The following is a 19,308-nucleotide window of genomic DNA, read 5'->3' as shown; positions in this document are numbered from 1 at the left end:
AGGCGGCCGCGAAGCGCGTCGGGCGCAGCCTCTCTGGGGAGATGTACGAAGTTTTCATGACGGCACAGTACGCCCCCAGCCTGGGCGCCTCACAGGCTGGGCGACACCCGCCGTCGGCACCAACGAAAAAACCCCGCCGGAGCGGGGATTTTCTTCCAGCTGGGGTACCTGGACTCGAACCAAGAACAACGGTACCAGAAACCGCCGTGTTGCCAATTACACCATACCCCACCGGGCTGCGACCGAAGCCGTGCCGAGGATCAACTCTAGCCGACGGCGGCGGTCGCGCCAAACCGAGACGCTACTGCGCCAGATGATCCACGAGTGCGCCCAGGCGTCGGATCGATTCCGCCTTGCCGAGCAGCTCCATCGACTCGAAGAGCGGAGGCGAGATCCGCCGGCCCGTCAGCGCGACGCGCGGCGGTCCGTAGGCCACACGCGGCTTCAGCCCGAGCTCGTCCACCAGTGCCCGCGAGAGGGCATCCTGCACGCCCGCGGCGGTGAACTCCTCCGCCGGCACGAGCTCGAGCGCACCGACGCACGCGACGAGCACCTCACCGGCGTTCGCGGGCAGACCCTTGAGTGCGTCCTCCTGGTAGGTGATCTCGTCGGTGAAGAGGAAGCCGAGCATGCCCGGCACGTCACCGAGCATCTGCACGCGCTCCTGCACCAGCGGAGCGGACGCCGCGATCATCGCAGTCTCTTCGGGGGTCGGAATCGCCTCGATCACACCAGCCTGGGCGAGGTAGGGCACGATCCGCTCGGCAAAGTCCGCAGCATCTAACATGCGGATGTGGTCGCCGTTGATGGACTCGGCCTTCTTCTGGTCGAAGCGCGCCGGATTCGGATTCACGTCTGCGATGTCGAAGGCCGCGACGAGCTCGTCGAGCGAGAAGACGTCGCGGTCGGCGGCGATCGACCACCCGAGGAGGGCCAGGTAGTTCAGCAGACCCTCGTGGATGAAGCCCTTCTCGCGCTGAAGGAAGAGGTCAGCCTTCGGGTCGCGCTTGGAGAGCTTCTTGTTGCCCTCCTCGCCGAGCACGAGGGGCATATGCCCGAAGCGCGGCACGAAGTCGGTGACACCGGCATCGACGAGTGCGCGGTAGAGGGACAGCTGCCGTGCGGTCGACGGCATGAGGTCTTCACCGCGAATCACGTGGGTGATGCCCATGAGCGCGTCATCGACGGGGTTCACGAAGGTGTAGAGCGGCACTCCCCCGGCACGGACGATCACGAAGTCGGGGAACGACCCCGCGGGGAAGGTCACCTCACCACGGATCAGGTCGACGTAGGTGAGGTCCTCATCGGGCACGCGCAGACGCCAGGCCGGCTCACGGCCCTCGGCGCGGAAGGCCGCCTTCTGCTCGTCGGTGAGGGTGCGATCGAAGTTGTCGTATCCGAGCTGCGTGGCCCGCCCGTTGGCGACGTTGCGCTCGTCGATCTCCTCGGCGGTCGAATAGCTCTCGTACACGACGCCGGCTTCGACGAGCTTCGCCAGCACGTCGCGGTAGATCTCGTGGCGCTGCGACTGCCGGTAGGGGGCATGTGGTCCGCCGACCTCGACACCCTCGTCCCAGTCGATCCGCAGCCAACGGAGCGCGTCGAGGAGCTGCGCGTAGCTCTCCTCACTGTCGCGCGCGGCGTCGGTGTCTTCGATGCGGAAGATGAGCTTGCCGCCGTGGTGCCGGGCGTACGCCCAGTTGAACAGAGCCGTGCGGACGAGGCCGACGTGCGGCAGGCCGGTGGGGCTCGGACAGAAGCGGACGCGGACGTCGGCTCCCGTAGCGGTCGTGGTGCGGGGATCGGGTGTAGACATCGCGCTCCAGCCTAGTCGCGGGAGGGGCGCCCCCATCGAGCGAGCATCGTCACCAGAGCGACGAGCACCAGCGCGCACCACGCCAGTCCGTCATAGCCGATCGCAGCCAGAGCGACGCCGGCGAGCACCGAGCCGACGGCGGCGCTGAGAGTCATGACGGTATCGCTGAGCCCCTGACGGCGCGGACGTCGTTCGGTCGGTGTCGATTCGGTCAGCAGGGCGGCGCCGGCGACCGTCGCGGCGCTCCAGCCGAGGCCGAGAAGGAGAAGGGCAAGCGTCACTCCCACCTGCGAATGGGTGAAGAGCGCCGCGCACACGAGGGAGGCGGCGAGGATCGCCTGCCCGAGGAGAACCACGGGCAATCTTCCGATGCGATCGGCGAGCCACCCGAACAGCGGCGAGAGGCCGTACATCCCGAAGACGTGGACGGCGATGGTGATGCCGACGGTGGCGGTCACCTCGCCGCCCGAAGACAGATGCGCCAGGTGCACCGGGGTCATCGCCATGACCGACGCCATCACCACGTGGCTACCCGACACGGCGAAGATCGCGTATCGCGCGACGCGCGGACGGTCGACCGCGTCGATCCGGCTGGCCCCCGCTCCTCCCGAGCGCTCCAACCTCTGCGCCCACAGCAACGGGTCGGGGCGGAGCGCGACGAGGTAGAGCGCGAGGGCGGCTCCCTGCGCGGCGAACGAGAACAGGTAGGAGCCGGTGAGCGCGGGCATGCCGATCATCCGACCGAGACTCTCGCCCGGACCGACCAGCAACGGACCGGCGACGCCGCCGACGGTCGTCGCCCAGACCACGACGGAGAGGTCGCGCGCGCGTCTTCGGTCGGTGGCGAGGTCGGTCGCTGCGAACCGGGATTGAAGGTTCCCGGCGTTACCCATTCCGATGAGAACGACGCCCGCCAGCAGCAGCGGGAATGATCTGACCACCGCCGACGCGACGACGATCGCAATACCGACCAGCGCGAGGGTGTTGCCGAGGGTGAGCGCGAGCCGCCGGCCGCGCCGAGCCGCCAGACGCGCCAGCGGGATTGCGGCGAGAGCCGCGCCCAAGGTCACCGACGCCGTCGCGAAACCCGACAGCCCGTCCTGGCCCGAGAGATCGGCGGCCAGCAGGGCGCCGAGCGACACGGTCGCGCCGAACGCCACGCCGCCGAGCACCTGCCCGGCCGCCAGCACACGCACCGTGCGGCGCTGTGCGCGCTCGATGTCTGCCGTCAGCGGCGTCCCCGCCGCTGCGCTCATGCGTCGCGCGCGGGGTTTCGGAGGATGCCGAGACCGGTGATCTCGACCTCGACCACGTCGCCGGCTCCGAACGCGCCGATCCCGGCCGGGGTTCCGGTGAGGATCACGTCGCCGGGCAGCAGTGTGAATGCCGCCGAGGCGTAGGCGATGACGTCGGGGATCGAGTGGATCATGTCCGAGATCGGCGCCTGCTGCACGACGTCGCCGTTCAGGCGTGTCGTGAGAGTGGCGGATGCGGCGTCGAAGTCCGTCTCGATGGCCGGGCCCAACGGGCAGAACGTGTCGAAGCCCTTGGCTCGCGCCCACTGGCCGTCGCTCTTCTGCAGGTCGCGGGCGGTGACGTCGTTGGCGATCGTGTACCCGAAGACGTAGTCGAGAGCCTGAGCGGCCGGCACGTTCTTCGCGATGCGTCCGATGACCACGGCGAGTTCGCCTTCGTAGTCGGTGCGCTCGGACTGCGGCGGACGCACGATCGAGTCGTTGGGTCCGATGACCGCGGTGTTCGGCTTGAAGAAGAGCAACGGCTCCTTCGGAGCCTCACCGCCCATCTCGGCGGCATGATCGGCGTAGTTCTTGCCGACGCAGACGACCTTCGACCGAGGGATCACCGGTGCGAGAAGGGCGACGTCGGCGACGGGTACGCGCTCCCCCGTTGTCTCGTACCCGGCGAACATCGGATCGCCCGCGAGCACGACGAGCTCCGTTCCGTCGACGATGCCGTAGCGGATGGCGTCCTGGTGGCTGAAGCGTGCGATTCTCACCCGCCCAGCCTACTCAGACGGCACCACGGCCGCCCGCCCGGACGCTTCCACAGGCTCAGCGACCGGGTGGGCGGCCGGGCACCGAGCGCAGCCGGCCCCTGAGCTCGTCGAAGGGGCAGGCTGCGCTGCGGAGGGTCAGGCGTCGAGACGCAGCATCCACCCGTGCTTGTCTTCGGCGCGGCCGTACTGGATGTCGGTGAGCTCCTGGCGGAGCTCGAGGGCGAGCGTGCCCGTCGGCTGCTCGTCGAAGAAGTCGCGGCCCTTGAGCACGCCGATCGGGGTGACGACGGCGGCAGTGCCGCAGGCGAACACCTCGGCGATCTCACCGGAAGCGACGCCCTCGCGCCACTCGGTGAGCGAAACGGCGCGCCCCTCGACCTTGTGGCCGCGATCGATGGCGAGCTGCAGGATCGAGTCGCGCGTGATGCCCTCAAGGATCGACTCGGACTGCGGCGTGACGATGCGGCCGTCCTTGTAGACGAAGACGATGTTCATGCCGCCGAGCTCCTCGACGTTGCGAGCCTCGTCGAGGAAGACGACCTGGTCGCACTCGTGCTCGTAGGCCTCCGCCTGCGGCAGCAGGCTGGCCGCGTAGTTGCCGCCCGTCTTCGCGGCACCCGTGCCACCCTTACCGGCACGGGCGTAGTCTTCGCTGAGCCAGATCGAGACCGGCTTCACACCGCCGGTGAAGTACGCACCGGCGGGGCTCGCGATGACGTAGTAGTTCACCTTGTGCGCGGGGCGCACGCCGAGGAACGCCTCCTTGGCGAACATGAACGGGCGCAGGTACAGGCTCTGGTCGTCGCCGGAAGGCACCCACGCGCCGTCGGCGGCGATGAGTTCACGCAGCGACTGGATGAAGTACGGCGCGGGCAGCTCGGGAAGTGCGAGACGACGAGCGCTGCGCTGAAGGCGGCGGGCGTTCTGGTCGGGGCGGAAGGTGTGGATCGATCCGTCGGCGTGGCGGTAGGCCTTGATGCCCTCGAAGACCTCCTGGCCGTAGTGGAGCACGGCCGCGGCCGGGTCGAGCGCGATCGGGCCGTACGGCGAGACGCGCGGGCGGTGCCATCCGCCGCCGACCGACCAGCAGATGTCGACCATGTGATCGGTGAAGCTCTTGCCGAAGCCGGGGTCGGCGAGGATCGCCTCCCGCTCCGACGCGCTCTTCGCGTTCAGGTTGCGGCGGACGAGGAACTCGAGCGGGTCGAGTCCGGTGTCGGGATCGGTGTCGATGGTAGTCATGTGACGTCTGCTTTCATGCCGGGGTACCGCGGCGGAGATCGGCGGGCGGACCCGCGCATTCAGATTACGCCCGGAGGCGTTCGACGATGGCGTCGCCGATCTGCATCGTGGTGCGAGGAGAGTCGTCCCTCGCCGCGATATCGTCTTCGGCCGCGCGGGTCACGCGGGCGGCCTCGTCGGAGAGCCCGAGGTGATCGAGCAGAAGCGAGACGGAGAGGATCGCGGCCGTGGGGTCGGCCTTGTGCTGTCCTGCGATATCGGGCGCTGATCCGTGAACGGGCTCGAACATCGAAGGGAACGCGCCGTCGGGATTGATGTTCCCGGATGCGGCGAGACCGATGCCACCGGTGACGGCGCCGGCCAGGTCGGTGAGGATGTCTCCGAAGAGGTTGTCGGTGACGATCACGTCGAAGCGGCCCGGGTTCGTGACCAGGAAGATCGTCGCCGCGTCGACGTGCAGGTAGTCTACGGCCACGTCCGGATGCTCGGCCCCGACGGCGTCGACCAGGCGCTTCCAGAGGCCACCCGAGTTCACCAGCACATTCGTCTTGTGCACGAGCGTCAGCTTCTTGCGGCGACGCTCGGCGAGCTCGAACGCGTACCTCACCACCCGCTCCACCCCGAAGGCGGTGTTGACGGAGGTCTCATTCGCGATCTCGTGCGGCGTGCCGACGCGGATCGAGCCGCCGTTGCCCACGTATGGCCCCTCGGTCCCCTCACGGACGACCACGAAGTCGATGTCGCCGGGCGCGGCCAGCGGCCCGGGAGCCCCGGGGTAGAGCTTGGACGGACGGAGGTTGACGTAGTGGTCGAGCGCGAAGCGCAGACGCAGCAGCAGTCCGCGCTCGATGTTCGCGTCTTTCAGGCGCGGGTCTCCGGGGGTGCCCCCCACCGCGCCCAGCAGGATCGCGTCGTGCGATGCGATCTCGGCGAGGTCCGCATCGGTGAGGGTGTCGCCGGTCTCGAGGAAACGCCCCGCGCCCAGAGCGAACCGCGTGCGTTCGAACGTGACGCCCGCGCCTGCGGTCACCGCATCCAGCACCTTCTCCGCCTCGGCGATGACCTCGGGACCGATTCCGTCACCGGGGATCACGGCGAGCTTCACGACACGCGACGGCGTAGTTTCCACGGGGGTGTGCTCCTTCGACAGGGAGCCGCGCCCCTCAGCCCTTGCGGCTGCGGGACGGTGCGGCTTTCGACCCCTTCAGAGTAGTAGCCGCCACGACGCCCGCCACGACGATGAGCGCAGCCCCGATGATCGACGTGACGACCACGCCGGAATCGAACGCATGCGCTGCGGCCTGGCGGAGCGCCTCGGCGAGCTCGGGAGAGAGCCCTTCCGAGGCGCGGATGGCGCCGGCGAGCGTCTCGCGCGCCGCGTCGCCGGCCTCGGCGGGAACCCCAGCCGGAAGGACCAGCTGTGCGCGGTAGGCGGCGGTGAGGATGCCGCCGAGCACCGCCGTACCGAGCACCGCTCCGAGTTCGTACGCCGTCTCAGACACGGCGCTCGCAGCTCCGGCCTTCTCCCCCGGCGCGCTGGCGAGGATCAGCTCGTTGCTGACGGTCTCGGCCGCGCCGATGCCGAGCCCGAGCGCGGCGAACGCGGCGATCAACAGGCCGAGCTCTGCCGTGGACACGGCGACGAGCACGTATCCGAGCGCCGAGAAGGACAGCGCGACCGGAACGATGATGCGCGGCGGGAATCGCTGGGCGATCGGCACGACCACCAGGCCCGACACGATCATCGCCGCGAGTCCGGGGACCAGCGCGAAACCCGACTCCATCGGGCTGAGGCCGACGATCAGCTGCAGATGCTGCGCGACGAAGTAGAGGAAACCGACGAGGCCGACGACGCTGAGGAGGTTGACCACGATCGCGCCGCTGAAGGTGCCGCGTCGGAAGAGCGACATGTCGAGCATCGGCGTCGTCAGGCGCTTCTGCCGTCGGACGAACAGAGCGCCGAATCCCAGGCCGACGAGGAAGAGGACCGGGATCGCGGGCACCAGTCCCTCGACCGCGAACTCCTTGATGCCGTACACGATCGGGATCATCGTCGCCAGCGACAGCAGCACGCTCAGCAGATCGAACCGGCCCGGGTGGGGGTCGCGGCTCTCGGGCACGAGGATCGGCGCGAGGACGAGGAGCGGGATCAGCACCGGCACCGACAGCAGGAACACCGACCCCCACTCGAAGTGCTCGAGGAGGAACCCGCCGACGATCGGGCCGAGGGCCGACCCGGCGGAGAAGCCCGCCGCCCAGATGGCGATGGCGATGCGCCGCTGATCGCGGTTCGCGAAGATCGTGCGCAGCAGCGACAGGGTCGAGGGCATGAGCATGGCACCGAAGACGCCCATGCCTGCGCGCGCGGCGATGAGCAGCGCAGCGCTGGGGGCGAAGGCGGCGAGCACCGAGACGACTCCGAAGCCGGTGGCGCCGATCAGCAGCATCCGGCGTCGACCGAAGCGGTCACCGAGCGTGCCCATGGTCACCAGCAGCGCCGCGAGCACGAGCGCGTACGAATCGACGATCCAGAGCTGCTCGATGCTCGTCGGGGCGAGGTCGGAGGCGATCGACGGGAGCGCGAAGCTCAGCACCGTGTTGTCGACGGAGACCAGGATCACCGGCAGCATCAGCACCGCCAGAGCGAGCCATCCGCGCCAACTGGCACGGGGCACGTCCACTGTGGAGGTGGGCTGGGTGAGGGTGGAGCTGGCCATGAGTGTTCGTTCCGTTTCTAAACCGTCTAGCCGGTATAGTATCAGAGGATCGCCCGCCTCCCCTCGATACGATCGGACCTATGAGCCGCCCACCCCGTGCCCGCGAAAGCGTGCTCGACGCATTCGCCCGCATCCTCGCCGACGACGGCGAGCGAGCGGCCACCATGGACGCCACGGCGCGCGAAGCCGGGGTCTCCAAGGGCGGACTGCTGTATCACTTCGGGTCGAAAGAGGCCCTCGAGGCCGGGCTCATGGAGCGCATGGAGGCGCTCGCTGTCGACGACATCGAAGAGATCAAGCGCGCCCCCGAAGGCCCGGTGGCCGCATTCATGCGCACGTCGATCCACACCGGATCGGTGCTCGACCAGGCGATCGTGGCCGTCTCACGACTGGCGCAGAACGGCAGCGCTCCCGCCGTCGAGGCGCTGCGGCGCGTTCGAGTGCTCTGGGAGGAGGCCCTCCGGCCTCTGGCGAAGGATGAGACCGCGCTGCAGTTGATCCTGCTGGTGAGCGACGGCCTCTACTTCAACAACGCGCTCACGGTCGGATCGGTGCCCGGACCGCAGCTCGACGCCGACGACATCGCCGCGCTGATCCGGCTGGTCGAAGCATCCACCATCCCCGACGCCGCCGCACCGTAGCGACGACGCCGAGGGTCGGATGCTGCGTGCGCAGCGCGGGGCTCAGGCCTCGGTGATCTCGATCTGACGGAACAGGTCGGCACCCACGGCCTCGCCCATCTCGGCGAGCAGCTCGTCGGGCACGGGCGAGTCGACGGTGAGCACCGAGAGGGCGCGCCCGCCGGCGTCGGCGTGGGCGACCTGGAGTCCTTCGATGTTGATGTCGACGTCGCCGAGCGCGCGAGCGTAGATCGCGACGATCCCCGGGCGGTCGGCGTAGCGCATCACCACGTGGTGGCGCTCGATCGGCACCTCGATCTCGTAACCGTTGATCCCGACGATCTTCGGCACCATGCGGGTACCGGCGAGCGTGCCCGACACGGTGAGCACAGAGCCGTCGGACAGCGTGCCGCGCAGGGTCGTGAGGTTGCGGTAGAGCGGGCTCTCGGCCTCGACGACCAGACGGGTCTCGATGCCGCGCTGCTCTGCGAACAGCGGCGCGTTCACGTAGGAGACGGTCTCACTCACGATGTTCGTGAGGATCCCCTTGAGAGCTGCGAGACGGTAGACGCTCACGTCGTAGCCGGCGAGCTCGCCGCGCACCTCGATCTCGAGGTTCGTCAGCGCGCCCTGCGCGAGGCCGGTGAAGAACTGTCCGAGCGACTCGACCAGAGCGATGCCGGGGCGCACGAACGGGTCGATGACGCCGCCGGCGACGTTCACCGCGTCGGGCACGAGGTCGCCCTCGAGCGCGAGCTTGACCGACTTGGCGACCGACACGCCCGCCTTCTCCTGGGCCTCGTCGGTCGACGCTCCGAGGTGGGGCGTCACCACGACGTTCGGCAGGTCGAGCAGACGCGCCGCGGTGCCGCCCGCGACGGGAGGTTCGGTGGTGAAGACGTCGAGGCCCGCGCCGGCGATCTCGCCCGTCGTCAGAGCGTCGAACAGCGCCTCCTCGTCGATGAGACCACCGCGCGCGACGTTCACGACGTAGGCGGTCGGCTTCATGCGACGCAGCTGCTCGGTGCTGATCATGCCGGTCGTCTCGGCCGTCTTCGGCATGTGGATGGAGACGAAATCGCTCTGGTCGAGCAGATCGTCGAGGCTCAGCAGCTCGACGTCCAGCTGCTGCGCGCGGGCACTGGTGACGTAGGGGTCGTAGGCGACGACGCGCACGTCGAACGCCTGAAGACGCGCGGCGATGAGCGCACCGATGCGGCCAAGCCCGATGATGCCGACCGTCTTCTCGTACAGCTCCGTGCCCGTGAACGAGCTGCGCTTCCAGGCTCCTGCCGCGAGCGAGGCGTGGGCCGCGGGAATGTGACGGGCAAGGCTCAGGATGTGGCCGACCGTCAGCTCTGCCGCCGAGATGATGTTCGAGGTCGGGGCGTTGACGACCATGACGCCGGCGGTGGTCGCCGCCTTGATGTCGACGTTGTCGAGTCCGACGCCGGCTCGGGCGACGACCTTCAGCTTCGGCGCCGCGGCGAGAGCCTCGGCGTCGACCTTCGTCGCGGAGCGCACCAGGATCGCGTGCGCATCGGCCAGAGCGGCGAGAAGCGCGGGGCGGTCGGTGCCGTCGACGTTGCGGACGTCGAAGTCGGGCCCGAGGGCCTCGACCGTGGCGGGAGAGAGTTCTTCGGCGATGAGGACGACGGGCTTCGTCACAGACAGATCCTTCGGCGGTACGCGAGAGCGGTGGATGCGGCGGACCGACGGTCACACGACCGAGGGCACGGGTTGGGCCAGCCTATCGCGGCCCGACACCCACGCCCGATCGTGTGACGGGCCGCTCACGTGCGGTCGCCAGAGGCGGAGTGACTCAGCCCAGCAGCTCCGCACCCTTCGTCGCCGCGTAGGCCAAGACGTTGAACCAGAACACCGCCGAGAGACCGAGCCCCGTCAGGAGGACGAGCGCGAACTGCCCGGCCCGGCGGCGGTAACCGACGGCGAACGCGGCCCCGAAGGCGAGGAGCGGGAAGACAGCTGCCGAGAGCAGCAGCGCCCACCCCGCGGCGTTGATCCCCAGAGGCCCGGTCGCCTGCGACACCAGCAGCCCGACGGAGTTCCACACGATGTACGCGTAGAAGAGACCGAATCCGCCCGCGATGGCCACCACCATCCACGTGGGGTTCCGCCGCGTGGTCGGAGACTCTTCGACAGCGGTCATACGCCGACTCCCGTCTGCAGGAAAGGCCACGGCACGACGAGCACGAGCCCGACGAGAAGGGCGACGAAGCGCACCCAGGTACGCGACCGGCGGGTCAGCACGAACGCGGTGAGGAACCAGATCGGTCCTGCCAGGGTGGCGCCCCAGGTTCCCGCGGCGTACATCACGGGGTCGACGAGGAGTCCCGAGACCGCCTGGAGCCGGAGCCCCGCGATGACCCACCCGATGGCGAAGAAGATGTAGGCGCCCGCGATCAGACCGATCGATACGAGCGCGGCATTGCCCATGGCGGCCGGTTCGGCGGCCTGCTCGGGCTCGCGCTCGACGAGGTCCGCCGGCTCGGGTTCGGCCGCTGCTCGCGCGGGTCGTTGCTCGACAGCGGCGGGCGCAGCATCCGGGACCGGCTCGTCGATCGTCGCGCGGGACGTGTCGGCGCCGACGTCGAGCGTGGGGTCGTCGTCTCCGTCCCAGCTCAGGGCGTCATCGTCGCGGCGGGTGGTCACTCCCCCAGCGTAATGCGCGGGGTCGCGTCAGGTGCCCGATACCGCCACGCGGATGGCGTCGATCTCGTCCCGCACCCGCCCGCCTCGCTCGCCGACCTCGTCGACGCCGACGAGCGGTGCGTCGTCGTCGCCCTCGGTGGCATGCTTGCGCGCCAGACGGACGTTCGCGTGGAGGTTGATCAGCGCCGCGCCGAGCCCGGCGGCCAGCGCCTCGGCGGCCACGCCCGTGTCGGCGACCACGCTCGGGTTGCCGACGTCTGCGACCGTCCGCAGCTCCGCGGCGAGGGCGATGCCGACCTCGGCGAGCTCGGCCGACGACAGCGACGCCGCGACGGCTTCACGATGCAACGGGATGCTGCGGGCGGGATCGCGGGAGGCCAGGGCGGCACCGAGCGCGCGGGAGCGGATGCCGTCTTCGTTCGCCGCGCGCAGGGCTCTCTCGCGCAGCTCGCCGACGCGACCGCCCGCGGCGACGGCAGCCGGCTCGTCGGGCGTGTAGCCGCACACCATGTGCAGGAGCGCCGCGGCGAGCCCCATCATCACCCCGGCGGCCGATCCGCCGCCCGGAGCCCCGGTGGGCTCGGCGAGCTTCGCCAGCCAGGTGTCGAGCGCGATCGAGGTGGGTACGTCTCCGTCGGCGTTCATCCGGCCACCCTAAACGGCGAGACCCGTCCCCCGCAGCGAGACCCCGACACAATGTCGGGGTCTCGCCGGTGGGAACGGGTCTCGTGGTCGACCGGCGGGGTCAGCGCGCAGCAGACCCCTCGGTGTAGTCGGTGTCGGTCTGCTTCCAGGCGAAGAGCGAACGCAGCTCCTTGCCCGTGGCCTCGATCGGGTGCCCGGCGGCCTTCTCGCGCAGGGCGAGGAACTCGGGGGCTCCGGCGTCCTGGTCGTCAATGAAGCGCTTCGCGAACGCACCCGACTGGATGTCGGCGAGAACGGCCTGCATGTTCTCCTTGACGTGCGCGTCGATCACGCGGGGGCCCGAGACGTAGTCGCCGTACTCGGCCGTGTCGGAGACCGACCAGCGCTGCTTGGCGATGCCGCCCTCCCACATGAGGTCGACGATGAGCTTGAGCTCGTGGAGCACCTCGAAGTACGCGATCTCGGGCTGGTAGCCGGCCTCGCTGAGGGTCTCGAACCCGTACTGGACGAGCTGCGACACACCGCCGCAGAGAACGGCCTGCTCGCCGAAGAGGTCGGTCTCGGTCTCTTCGGTGAAGGTGGTCTTGATGACGCCGGCACGGGTGCCGCCGATCGCCTTCGCGTACGACTTGGCGGTGTCCCACGCCTGGCCCGACGCGTCGTTCTCGACGGCGATGATGTCGGGGATGCCGCGGCCGGCGACGAACTCGCGGCGCACGGTGTGACCGGGCGCCTTCGGTGCGACGAGGATGACGTCGACGCCCTCGGGCGCGTCGATGTAGCCGAAGCGGATGTTGAACCCGTGCGCGAACGCGAGGGTCTTACCCGGGGTCAGCTTGTCTTTGATCGACTCGCTGAAGATCGACCGCTGGTGCTGGTCGGGCGCGAGGATCATGATCAGGTCGGCCCACTCGGCCGCATCGGCGACCGACTTGACCTCGAAGCCGTCCTCCTGGGCCTTCGGAGCGGACTTCGAGCCGTCCTTGAGGGCGATGACGACGTCGACGCCCGAGTCGCGCAGGTTCTGCGCGTGGGCGTGGCCCTGCGAGCCGTAGCCGACGACCGCGACCTTCTTGCTCTGGATGAGCGACAGGTCGGCGTCGTCGTCGTAGAAGATCTCTGCCATTTCGGTGTTTCTCCTTGTGAGGTGTGGTCCCTTCGACAAGCTCAGGGACCGGGTTCTGGGAGTTCGGCCCCTGAGCGTGTCGAAGGGTCCGAACGGTGTGCGATGGGTCAGCCGCGCAGCACGCGTTCGGTGATGCTCTTGCCTCCGCGACCGATGGCGAGGAGCCCGGACTGGGCCTGCTCCTTGATGCCGAACGGTTCGAGCGCGCGCAGGAAGGCCTCGACCTTGCCGTGGTCGCCGGTGATCTCGGCCACGATCGCGTCGGGGGCGTAGTCGACGACCGAGGCGCGGAAGAGCGCGACGACCTCGAGCACGTTCGAACGGGTGGCGTTGTCGGCCCGCACCTTCACGAGCATGTGCTCGCGCTGCACGGATGCTGCGGGGTCGAGCTCGACGATCTTGATGACGTTGATCAGCTTGTTCAGCTGCTTCGTCACCTGCTCGAGCGGGAGCCCTTCGACGTCGACGACGACGGTGATGCGTGAGAGGCCGTCGACCTCGGTCACACCCACCGCGAGCGACTCGATGTTGAACCCGCGACGGGCGAACAGCCCCGCCACGCGGGTGAGCAGGCCCGGCTTGTCCTCGACGAGGAGGCTCAGCACGTGTCTTGCCATGACGATCCCCCTCAGTCTTCCTGGTCGAACGCCGGAGCGTGTTCGCGGGCGTATTGGACGTAGCTGTTGCTGACGCCCTGCGGCACCATCGGCCACACCATGGAGTCGGCGCTCACGACGAAGTCGATCACGACCGGACGATCGTTCGTCTCGAGGGCGAGCTTGATCGCCGCATCCACCTCGTCTTCACGCTCGACGCGGATGGCCAGGCAGCCATAGGCCTCGGCGAGCTTGAGGAAGTCGGGGATGCGCACGCTGCCGTGACCGGTGTTCAGGTCGGTGTTCGAGTAGCGGCCGTCATAGAACAGCGTCTGCCACTGGCGCACCATGCCGAGCGACGAGTTGTTGATGATCGCGACCTTGATCGGGATGTTGTTGATCGTGCAGGTGGCGAGCTCCTGATTGGTCATCTGGAAGCATCCGTCGCCGTCGATCGCCCACACCACGCGGTCGGGTTCGGCGACCTTCGCGCCCATCGCCGCCGGCACGGAGTAGCCCATCGTTCCGGCCCCGCCGGAGTTGAGCCAGGAGTTGGGCCGCTCGTACTTGATGAACTGCGCCGACCACATCTGGTGCTGTCCGACGCCCGAGGCGAAGATGCCCTCGGGTCCGGTCAGCTCGCCGATGCGCTGGATCACGTGCTGCGGGGCGAGGAGGCCGTCGGTCGTCGGTGCGTACCCGAGCGGGAACTCCGCCCGCAGCCCATCGAGGAACGACCACCATTCCTCGGTGTCGGGCTTCGTGTCACCGGCGACCGCACGGTACGCGGCCTCGAGGTCGACCAGCACGTCTTTGAGGTCACCCACGATGGGCACCTCCGCGGCGCGGATCTTGCCGATCTCGGCGGGGTCGATGTCGACGTGCACGACCTGGGCGTGGGGTGCGAAGAGCGCGGCCTTGCCTGTCACGCGGTCATCGAACCGCGCACCGAGCGAGACGAGCAGGTCGGCCTCCTGCAGCGCGAGCACCGCGGGAACCGTTCCGTGCATGCCGGGCATGCCGAGCTGCTGCGGGTGGGAGTCGGGGAACGCCCCGCGCGCCATCAGGGTCGTGACGACGGGCGCACCCGTGGCCTCGGCGAGAGCGAGCAGTTCCGCCGACGCGCGGGAGCGGATCACGCCGCCGCCCACGTACAGGACGGGCTTCTTGGCGGTGGCGAGCAGCTGGGCCGCGGCCTGGATCTGCTTTCCGTGCGCCTTGGTCACGGGACGGTAGCCCGGAAGGTCGATCTTCGGCGGCCAGACGAACGGCGCCTCAGCCTGCTGGGCGTCTTTCGTGATGTCGACGAGCACCGGTCCGGGGCGGCCGGTGCCGGCGATCTCGAAGGCCGACGCGATCGCGCCCGGGATCTCGGACGCATCCTTCACCAGGATCGAGTGTTTGGTGATCGGCATCGTGATGCCGACGATGTCGGCCTCCTGGAAGGCGTCGGTACCCATCAGGGTCGAGAACACCTGCCCGGTGATGCAGACGATCGGCACCGAGTCCATGTAGGCGTCGGCGATCGCGGTGACGAGGTTCGTCGCACCCGGACCGGACGTCGCGATCGCGACACCGATGCGGCCGGATGCTGAGGCGTAGCCCTCGGCGGCGTGACCGGCGCCCTGCTCGTGACGCACGAGGATGTGGCGGATCTCGGACGTGTCCATGAGCGGGTCGTAGACGGGCAGGATGGCGCCGCCGGGCAGACCGAACACGTCGGTGACGCCGAGCAGCTCGAGCGATCGGACGACGGCCTGCGCGCCCGTCATGATCGGCGCGGCGGCTGCGGCGGAGCGGGCGGGTGGCCGGGGTACGGCCGTGGTTGAGTCGGCAGACATGGTGAAGCTCCTTGGAGCGGTGATGGGGGGCGGGCCGTCAGCCCGTGACGGCGCCGCGGGCGGCGGACTGCACGAGCTTCGAGTACTTGGCCAGGACGCCACGGGTATAGCGCGGGGGAAGCGGCTCCCAGCCAGAGCGGCGGGAGCTCAGCTCGGTCTCGTCGACGAGTAGGTCGAGAGTGCGAGCCGCGATATCGACCCGTATCAGATCACCATCGCGCACGAAGGCGATGGGACCAGCGTCCACCGCTTCGGGTGCTATGTGGCCGATGCACAGGCCGGTTGTGCCGCCTGAGAATCGTCCGTCCGTCAAGAGTAGTACATCCTTGCCGAGCCCGGCCCCCTTGATGGCGGCGGTGATGGCGAGCATCTCGCGCATGCCGGGGCCGCCCTTGGGGCCCTCGTAGCGGATGACCACGACGTCGCCGGCGTGGATCTCGCCGGCCTCCAGCGCGTCCATCGCGCCGCGCTCGCGCTCGAAGACGCGAGCGGGTCCTTCGAACACGTCCGCGTCGAACCCGGCCGACTTCACGACCGCGCCCTCGGGCGCGATCGAGCCGTGCAGGATCGTGATCCCGCCGCTCTCGTGGATCGGGTTGTCGAACGTGTGGATGACGGTGCCGTCGATCGGGTCGGGGTCGAGATCGCGCAGGTTCTCGGCGAGCGTCTTACCCGTCACCGTCAGCGCGTCGCCGTGCAGCAGGCCCTCGTCGAGCATCGCCTTCATGATCACGGGGATGCCGCCATGCCGGTCGACGTCGTTCATGACGTACTTGCCGAACGGCTTCATGTCGGCCACATGGGGCGTCTTGTCGCCGATGCGGTTGAAGTCGTGGAGCGAGAGCTCGACCTCGGCCTCGTTCGCGATCGCGAGGAGGTGGAGCACGACGTTCGTCGATCCGCCGAGCGCCATCGCCAGGGCGATCGCGTTCTCGAAGGCTTCCTTCGTCAGGATGTCGCGCGTGGTGATCCCCTGGCGCAGCAGGTTGACGACTGCCTCGCCCGATCGGTGCGCGAAGTAGTCGCGGCGACGGTCGGCCGACGGCGGGGCGGCCGATCCGGGGAGGCTCAGACCGAGCGCCTCGGCCACCGAGGCCATCGTGTTGGCGGTGTACATGCCGCCGCAGGCGCCTTCGCCCGGAGCGATCGCGCACTCGATGCGCTTGAGGTCCGCTTCGCTCATCTTGCCCGCCAGACACGCACCGACCGCCTCGAACGAGTCGATGATCGTGACGTCCTTCTCGGTGCCGTCGCTGAGCTTCACCCAACCCGGGGCGATGGAGCCCGCGTAGAGGAAGACGCTCGAGAGGTCGAGACGGGCGCTGGCCATGAGCATGCCGGGGATCGACTTGTCGCAGCCGGCGAGCAGCACCGACCCGTCGAGGCGCTCGGCCATCATCACGGTCTCGACCGAATCGGCGATGACCTCGCGGGAGACGAGCGAGAAGTGCATGCCCTCGTGGCCCATCGAGATGCCGTCCGAGACCGAGATGGTTCCGAACTGGAGCGGGTAGCCGCCCCCGGCGTGGACGCCTTCCTTGGCGCCCTGGGCGAGCCGGTCGAGGCTCAGGTTGCAGGGGGTGATCTCGTTCCAGCTCGACGCGATGCCGATCTGGGGCTTGTCCCAGTCGGCGTCGCCCATGCCCACGGCACGGAGCATTCCGCGCGACGTGGTGGCTTCGATGCCGTCGGTCACCACGCGGCTGCGGGGTTTGATGTCGATGGAGTTGTCGGGGTGGGCCATATCGGCAGTCTATTCCGGGCGCGCGGCTCGCCGACGCGCCAGGTCGTCCAGCAGCGCGGCGAATGCGGGGATGTCGGAGACCGACACGGTCGCGGCCGTTTCCTTGGTGCCCACGTGCACGCCGAGATCGCCGTCCGAGAGACTGCGCAGCGCGTCTTCGTCGGTGACGTCGTCCCCCGCGAAGAGCACGGCCGTCGATGCCGTCTGCTCCCGCAGCGCAGCGACCGCCGTGTCTTTGCCCTCGTGGCGGAAGGCGAACTCGACGATGTTCTGGCCCGTCCGGCGACGCCATGACGGGGCCTCGGCCGCCACGATCGCGTCGACGGCATCGTTCGCCGCCGTCCGCGACGCATCATCCTTCACCATCCGGGTGTGAACCGCGAAGCCGAAGGTCTTCGGCTCGATCCAGACGCCCGGATGATCGGCGACCGCCGCTTGAGCCTCGGCGAACAGCCGGTCGCGGAGGCGGACGTCGTCCGACTCCTCCTGCGGCTCGATCATCCCCTCCCCGGGGCGCCAGTACTCCGCACCGTGCGACCCGGCGAGCAGCCACGGCGAGTCGTCGCCGTGCTCCGCGATGACGCGGAGGTCGGACAGACTGCGACCGGAGACGAGCGCGACCGTCGTGTCGGGCAGCGCGGCCAGCGACTGCAGTGCCGTGCGGGCGGCGGGCAGCATCCGCGACTGCATCGGGTCATCGGCGTGCGGCGAGATCGTGCCGTCGAAGTCGAGGGCGACGAGCAGACGGGGCGTCGCCGCGAGGGCGTCGAGCAGCGCGTCGGAGTTCGGCATGGTCATCACTCCACCACCGATCCGGGTCCGTGGAAGACCGACAGCGCCTCGAGGAACTCGCGCGACCAGTCTTCGACGTCGTGCTCGCGCACGCGGCGCCGCAGCGCTCTCATGCGCCGCCCCTGCTCGGCGGCGGGCATCTCGATGGCGCGCATGATGGCGTCCTTCAGCCCGCCGATGTCGTGCGGGTTGATGTGGATCGCGCTGCCGAGCTCGTCGGCGGCACCCGCGAACTCGCTCAGCACGAGCACCCCGCGGTTGTCGACGCGGCTGGCGACGTACTCCTTCGCGACGAGGTTCATCCCGTCGCGCAACGCCGTGACGAGCATCACGTCGGCGGCGAGGTACAGCGCGACCATCTCCTCGCGGGGATACGCCTGGTGCAGGTATCGGATGGCGGTGTGGCCCATGGTGTCGTAGTCGCCGTTGACGCGGCCGACCGCCAGCTCGATCTCGTCGCGCAGCTGCACGTACGCCTCGACCCGCTCGCGGCTCGGGCTCGCGACCTGCACGAGCGTCACGTCGTCGACCGACACGCGCCCGTCTTCGAGCAGCTCTCCGAAAGCCTTCAGGCGGTGCCGGATGCCCTTGGTGTAATCGAGGCGGTCGACCCCGAGAAGGATCTTCTTCGGGTTTCCGAGACTCTCGCGGATCTCGGCCGCACGCGCCTGGATCTCGGGCCGCTGGGCGAGTTCGATGTACGAATCGGCGTCGATCGAGATCGGGAACGCCTTCGCGAGAGCCCGTCGTGTGCCGCCCTGACCGTCGGGCACCGTGATGCCCGACGCCTTCGTCTCATACCGGAGCTGACGGCGGACGGCACGGGCGAAGTTGCCCGCATCGGCCACCCTCTGGAAGCCGATGACATCGGCACCGAGCAGACCCTCGAGCACTTGCCGACGCCACGGCAACTGCGAGTACAGGCCATAGGCGGGGAACGGGATGTGGTGGAAGTACCCGATGGTGAGATCGGGGCGCGCTTCGCGCAGCATCCGTGGCACGAGCTGCAGCTGGTAGTCCTGCACCCACACGATCGCGTTCTCGTCGGCCGCGGCGGCTGCAGCCTCGGCGAAGCGCCGGTTCACCCGCACGTAGGCGTCCCACCACTGCCGCCGGTATCGGGGCGCCGCGATCACGTCGTGGTACAGCGGCCAGATCGTGTCGTTCGAGAAGCCCTCGTAGTAGTTCTCGATATCTTCGGCGGTCAGCATGACCGGCACGAGGTGCGATCCCTCGAACTCGAAGGGCTCCAACTCGACGTCGGGCTGCCCGGCCCACCCGACCCAGGCGCCGTCGGCCTTGCGCATCACCGGCTCGAGAGCGGTGACGAGACCTCCGGGCGACCGGCGCCACGGCTCGTCATCACCCGACCGATCGACGGGAAGTCGGTTTGCGACGACGACGAAATCGGCCTTGGTCACGGAAATTCTCCTCGCTGGGCGGAATCCCAGGCTAACAGCGGGCGGCGGACGGCCCCGG

Annotated in this window: 17 protein-coding genes and 1 tRNA gene; 1 reads left to right on the top strand and 17 read right to left on the bottom strand. The window is 69.1% G+C overall.

Annotated features, from left to right (window positions below):
• Positions 1-159 precede the first annotated feature (159 nt).
• The 7 genes from DEA06_RS02280 to DEA06_RS02250 all read right to left on the bottom strand — a co-directional run bounded on the left by DEA06_RS02280 (position 160) and on the right by DEA06_RS02250 (position 7,792).
• Positions 160-231 (bottom strand) — tRNA-Gln (locus DEA06_RS02280).
• 70 nt (positions 232-301) lie between these two features.
• Entirely contained in the window at positions 302-1,816 is a 1,515-nt protein-coding gene (gltX, locus tag DEA06_RS02275) for a glutamate--tRNA ligase (protein WP_116646321.1), read from the bottom strand.
• 11 nt (positions 1,817-1,827) lie between these two features.
• On the bottom strand, positions 1,828-3,072 hold the full coding sequence (locus tag DEA06_RS02270) for an MFS transporter (RefSeq protein ID WP_116646320.1): 1,245 nt from the start codon (positions 3,070-3,072) through the stop codon (positions 1,828-1,830).
• Positions 3,069-3,833 (bottom strand): fumarylacetoacetate hydrolase family protein, encoded by a 765-nt coding sequence (locus DEA06_RS02265; RefSeq protein WP_116646319.1) that lies wholly within the window; start codon positions 3,831-3,833, stop codon positions 3,069-3,071. The genes DEA06_RS02270 and DEA06_RS02265 overlap by 4 nt, the downstream gene beginning before the upstream one ends.
• Before the next feature lie 135 nt (positions 3,834-3,968).
• The gene (locus DEA06_RS02260; protein ID WP_116646318.1) at positions 3,969-5,075 is read right to left on the bottom strand and encodes a branched-chain amino acid aminotransferase; all 1,107 of its coding nucleotides are present in this window, start codon (positions 5,073-5,075) and stop codon (positions 3,969-3,971) included.
• A 64-nt stretch (positions 5,076-5,139) separates the two neighbouring features.
• Positions 5,140-6,204: a 3-isopropylmalate dehydrogenase gene (locus DEA06_RS02255; RefSeq protein WP_116646317.1), complete on the bottom strand. Its 1,065-nt coding sequence runs from the start codon at positions 6,202-6,204 to the stop codon at positions 5,140-5,142.
• Between the two features lie 34 nt (positions 6,205-6,238).
• Positions 6,239-7,792 (bottom strand): MFS transporter, encoded by a 1,554-nt coding sequence (locus DEA06_RS02250; protein ID WP_116646316.1) that lies wholly within the window; start codon positions 7,790-7,792, stop codon positions 6,239-6,241.
• 80 nt (positions 7,793-7,872) lie between these two features.
• On the opposite strand from DEA06_RS02250, the gene DEA06_RS02245 reads away from it, so the two are divergent.
• Positions 7,873-8,433: a TetR/AcrR family transcriptional regulator gene (locus DEA06_RS02245; RefSeq protein ID WP_116646315.1), complete on the top strand. Its 561-nt coding sequence runs from the start codon at positions 7,873-7,875 to the stop codon at positions 8,431-8,433.
• A gap of 42 nt (positions 8,434-8,475) precedes the next feature.
• On the opposite strand, the gene serA is transcribed toward DEA06_RS02245, so the two are convergent.
• From serA to otsA, 10 genes are all read right to left on the bottom strand, one after another.
• Positions 8,476-10,080: a phosphoglycerate dehydrogenase gene (gene serA / locus DEA06_RS02240; RefSeq protein ID WP_116646314.1), complete on the bottom strand. Its 1,605-nt coding sequence runs from the start codon at positions 10,078-10,080 to the stop codon at positions 8,476-8,478.
• Positions 10,081-10,234: 154 nt separating this feature from the next.
• Complete coding sequence (locus tag DEA06_RS02235; protein ID WP_116646313.1) at positions 10,235-10,582, bottom strand: bacitracin resistance protein; 348 nt, start codon at positions 10,580-10,582, stop codon at positions 10,235-10,237.
• Positions 10,579-11,085: a DNA polymerase III subunit gamma/tau gene (locus DEA06_RS02230; protein ID WP_116646312.1), complete on the bottom strand. Its 507-nt coding sequence runs from the start codon at positions 11,083-11,085 to the stop codon at positions 10,579-10,581. The genes DEA06_RS02235 and DEA06_RS02230 overlap by 4 nt, the downstream gene beginning before the upstream one ends.
• Positions 11,086-11,112: 27 nt before the next feature.
• The gene (locus DEA06_RS02225) at positions 11,113-11,730 is read right to left on the bottom strand and encodes a cyclodeaminase/cyclohydrolase family protein (protein WP_116646311.1); all 618 of its coding nucleotides are present in this window, start codon (positions 11,728-11,730) and stop codon (positions 11,113-11,115) included.
• A gap of 100 nt (positions 11,731-11,830) precedes the next feature.
• Positions 11,831-12,856: a ketol-acid reductoisomerase gene (gene ilvC / locus DEA06_RS02220; RefSeq protein ID WP_116646310.1), complete on the bottom strand. Its 1,026-nt coding sequence runs from the start codon at positions 12,854-12,856 to the stop codon at positions 11,831-11,833.
• Between the two features lie 107 nt (positions 12,857-12,963).
• Positions 12,964-13,473: an acetolactate synthase small subunit gene (gene ilvN, locus DEA06_RS02215; protein WP_116646309.1), complete on the bottom strand. Its 510-nt coding sequence runs from the start codon at positions 13,471-13,473 to the stop codon at positions 12,964-12,966.
• Positions 13,474-13,484: 11 nt separating this feature from the next.
• On the bottom strand, positions 13,485-15,293 hold the full coding sequence (locus DEA06_RS02210) for an acetolactate synthase large subunit (RefSeq protein WP_116646308.1): 1,809 nt from the start codon (positions 15,291-15,293) through the stop codon (positions 13,485-13,487).
• 37 nt (positions 15,294-15,330) lie between these two features.
• Positions 15,331-17,037 (bottom strand): dihydroxy-acid dehydratase, encoded by a 1,707-nt coding sequence (gene ilvD / locus DEA06_RS02205; RefSeq protein ID WP_116646307.1) that lies wholly within the window; start codon positions 17,035-17,037, stop codon positions 15,331-15,333.
• Positions 17,038-17,046: 9 nt separating this feature from the next.
• Positions 17,047-17,829: a trehalose-phosphatase gene (otsB, locus tag DEA06_RS02200; RefSeq protein ID WP_346427019.1), complete on the bottom strand. Its 783-nt coding sequence runs from the start codon at positions 17,827-17,829 to the stop codon at positions 17,047-17,049.
• Between the two features lie 5 nt (positions 17,830-17,834).
• Positions 17,835-19,250, bottom strand: a complete 1,416-nt coding sequence (gene otsA / locus DEA06_RS02195) for an alpha,alpha-trehalose-phosphate synthase (UDP-forming) (RefSeq protein ID WP_116646305.1) — start codon at positions 19,248-19,250, stop codon at positions 17,835-17,837.
• Positions 19,251-19,308 lie beyond the last annotated feature (58 nt).

This window comes from Microbacterium sp. Gd 4-13 (genome assembly GCF_003095395.1).
GTDB lineage: Bacteria > Actinomycetota > Actinomycetes > Actinomycetales > Microbacteriaceae > Microbacterium.
Note: the sequence above shows the minus strand (reverse complement) of the source record. Positions and strands in the feature narration are given on the sequence as shown.

Coding starts and splice junctions, on each gene's coding strand:
- DEA06_RS02210 (WP_116646308.1), bottom strand. CDS start 15,293: ATGTCTGCCGACTCAACCACGGCCGTACCCCGGCCACCCGCCCGCTCC.
- ilvD (WP_116646307.1), bottom strand. CDS start 17,037: ATGGCCCACCCCGACAACTCCATCGACATCAAACCCCGCAGCCGCGTG.
- DEA06_RS02270 (WP_116646320.1), bottom strand. CDS start 3,072: ATGAGCGCAGCGGCGGGGACGCCGCTGACGGCAGACATCGAGCGCGCA.
- DEA06_RS02225 (WP_116646311.1), bottom strand. CDS start 11,730: ATGAACGCCGACGGAGACGTACCCACCTCGATCGCGCTCGACACCTGG.
- otsB (WP_346427019.1), bottom strand. CDS start 17,829: ATGCCGAACTCCGACGCGCTGCTCGACGCCCTCGCGGCGACGCCCCGT.
- ilvC (WP_116646310.1), bottom strand. CDS start 12,856: ATGGCAGAGATCTTCTACGACGACGACGCCGACCTGTCGCTCATCCAG.
- DEA06_RS02260 (WP_116646318.1), bottom strand. CDS start 5,075: ATGACTACCATCGACACCGATCCCGACACCGGACTCGACCCGCTCGAG.
- gltX (WP_116646321.1), bottom strand. CDS start 1,816: ATGTCTACACCCGATCCCCGCACCACGACCGCTACGGGAGCCGACGTC.
- ilvN (WP_116646309.1), bottom strand. CDS start 13,473: ATGGCAAGACACGTGCTGAGCCTCCTCGTCGAGGACAAGCCGGGCCTG.
- DEA06_RS02245 (WP_116646315.1), top strand. CDS start 7,873: ATGAGCCGCCCACCCCGTGCCCGCGAAAGCGTGCTCGACGCATTCGCC.
- DEA06_RS02250 (WP_116646316.1), bottom strand. CDS start 7,792: ATGGCCAGCTCCACCCTCACCCAGCCCACCTCCACAGTGGACGTGCCC.
- DEA06_RS02235 (WP_116646313.1), bottom strand. CDS start 10,582: ATGACCGCTGTCGAAGAGTCTCCGACCACGCGGCGGAACCCCACGTGG.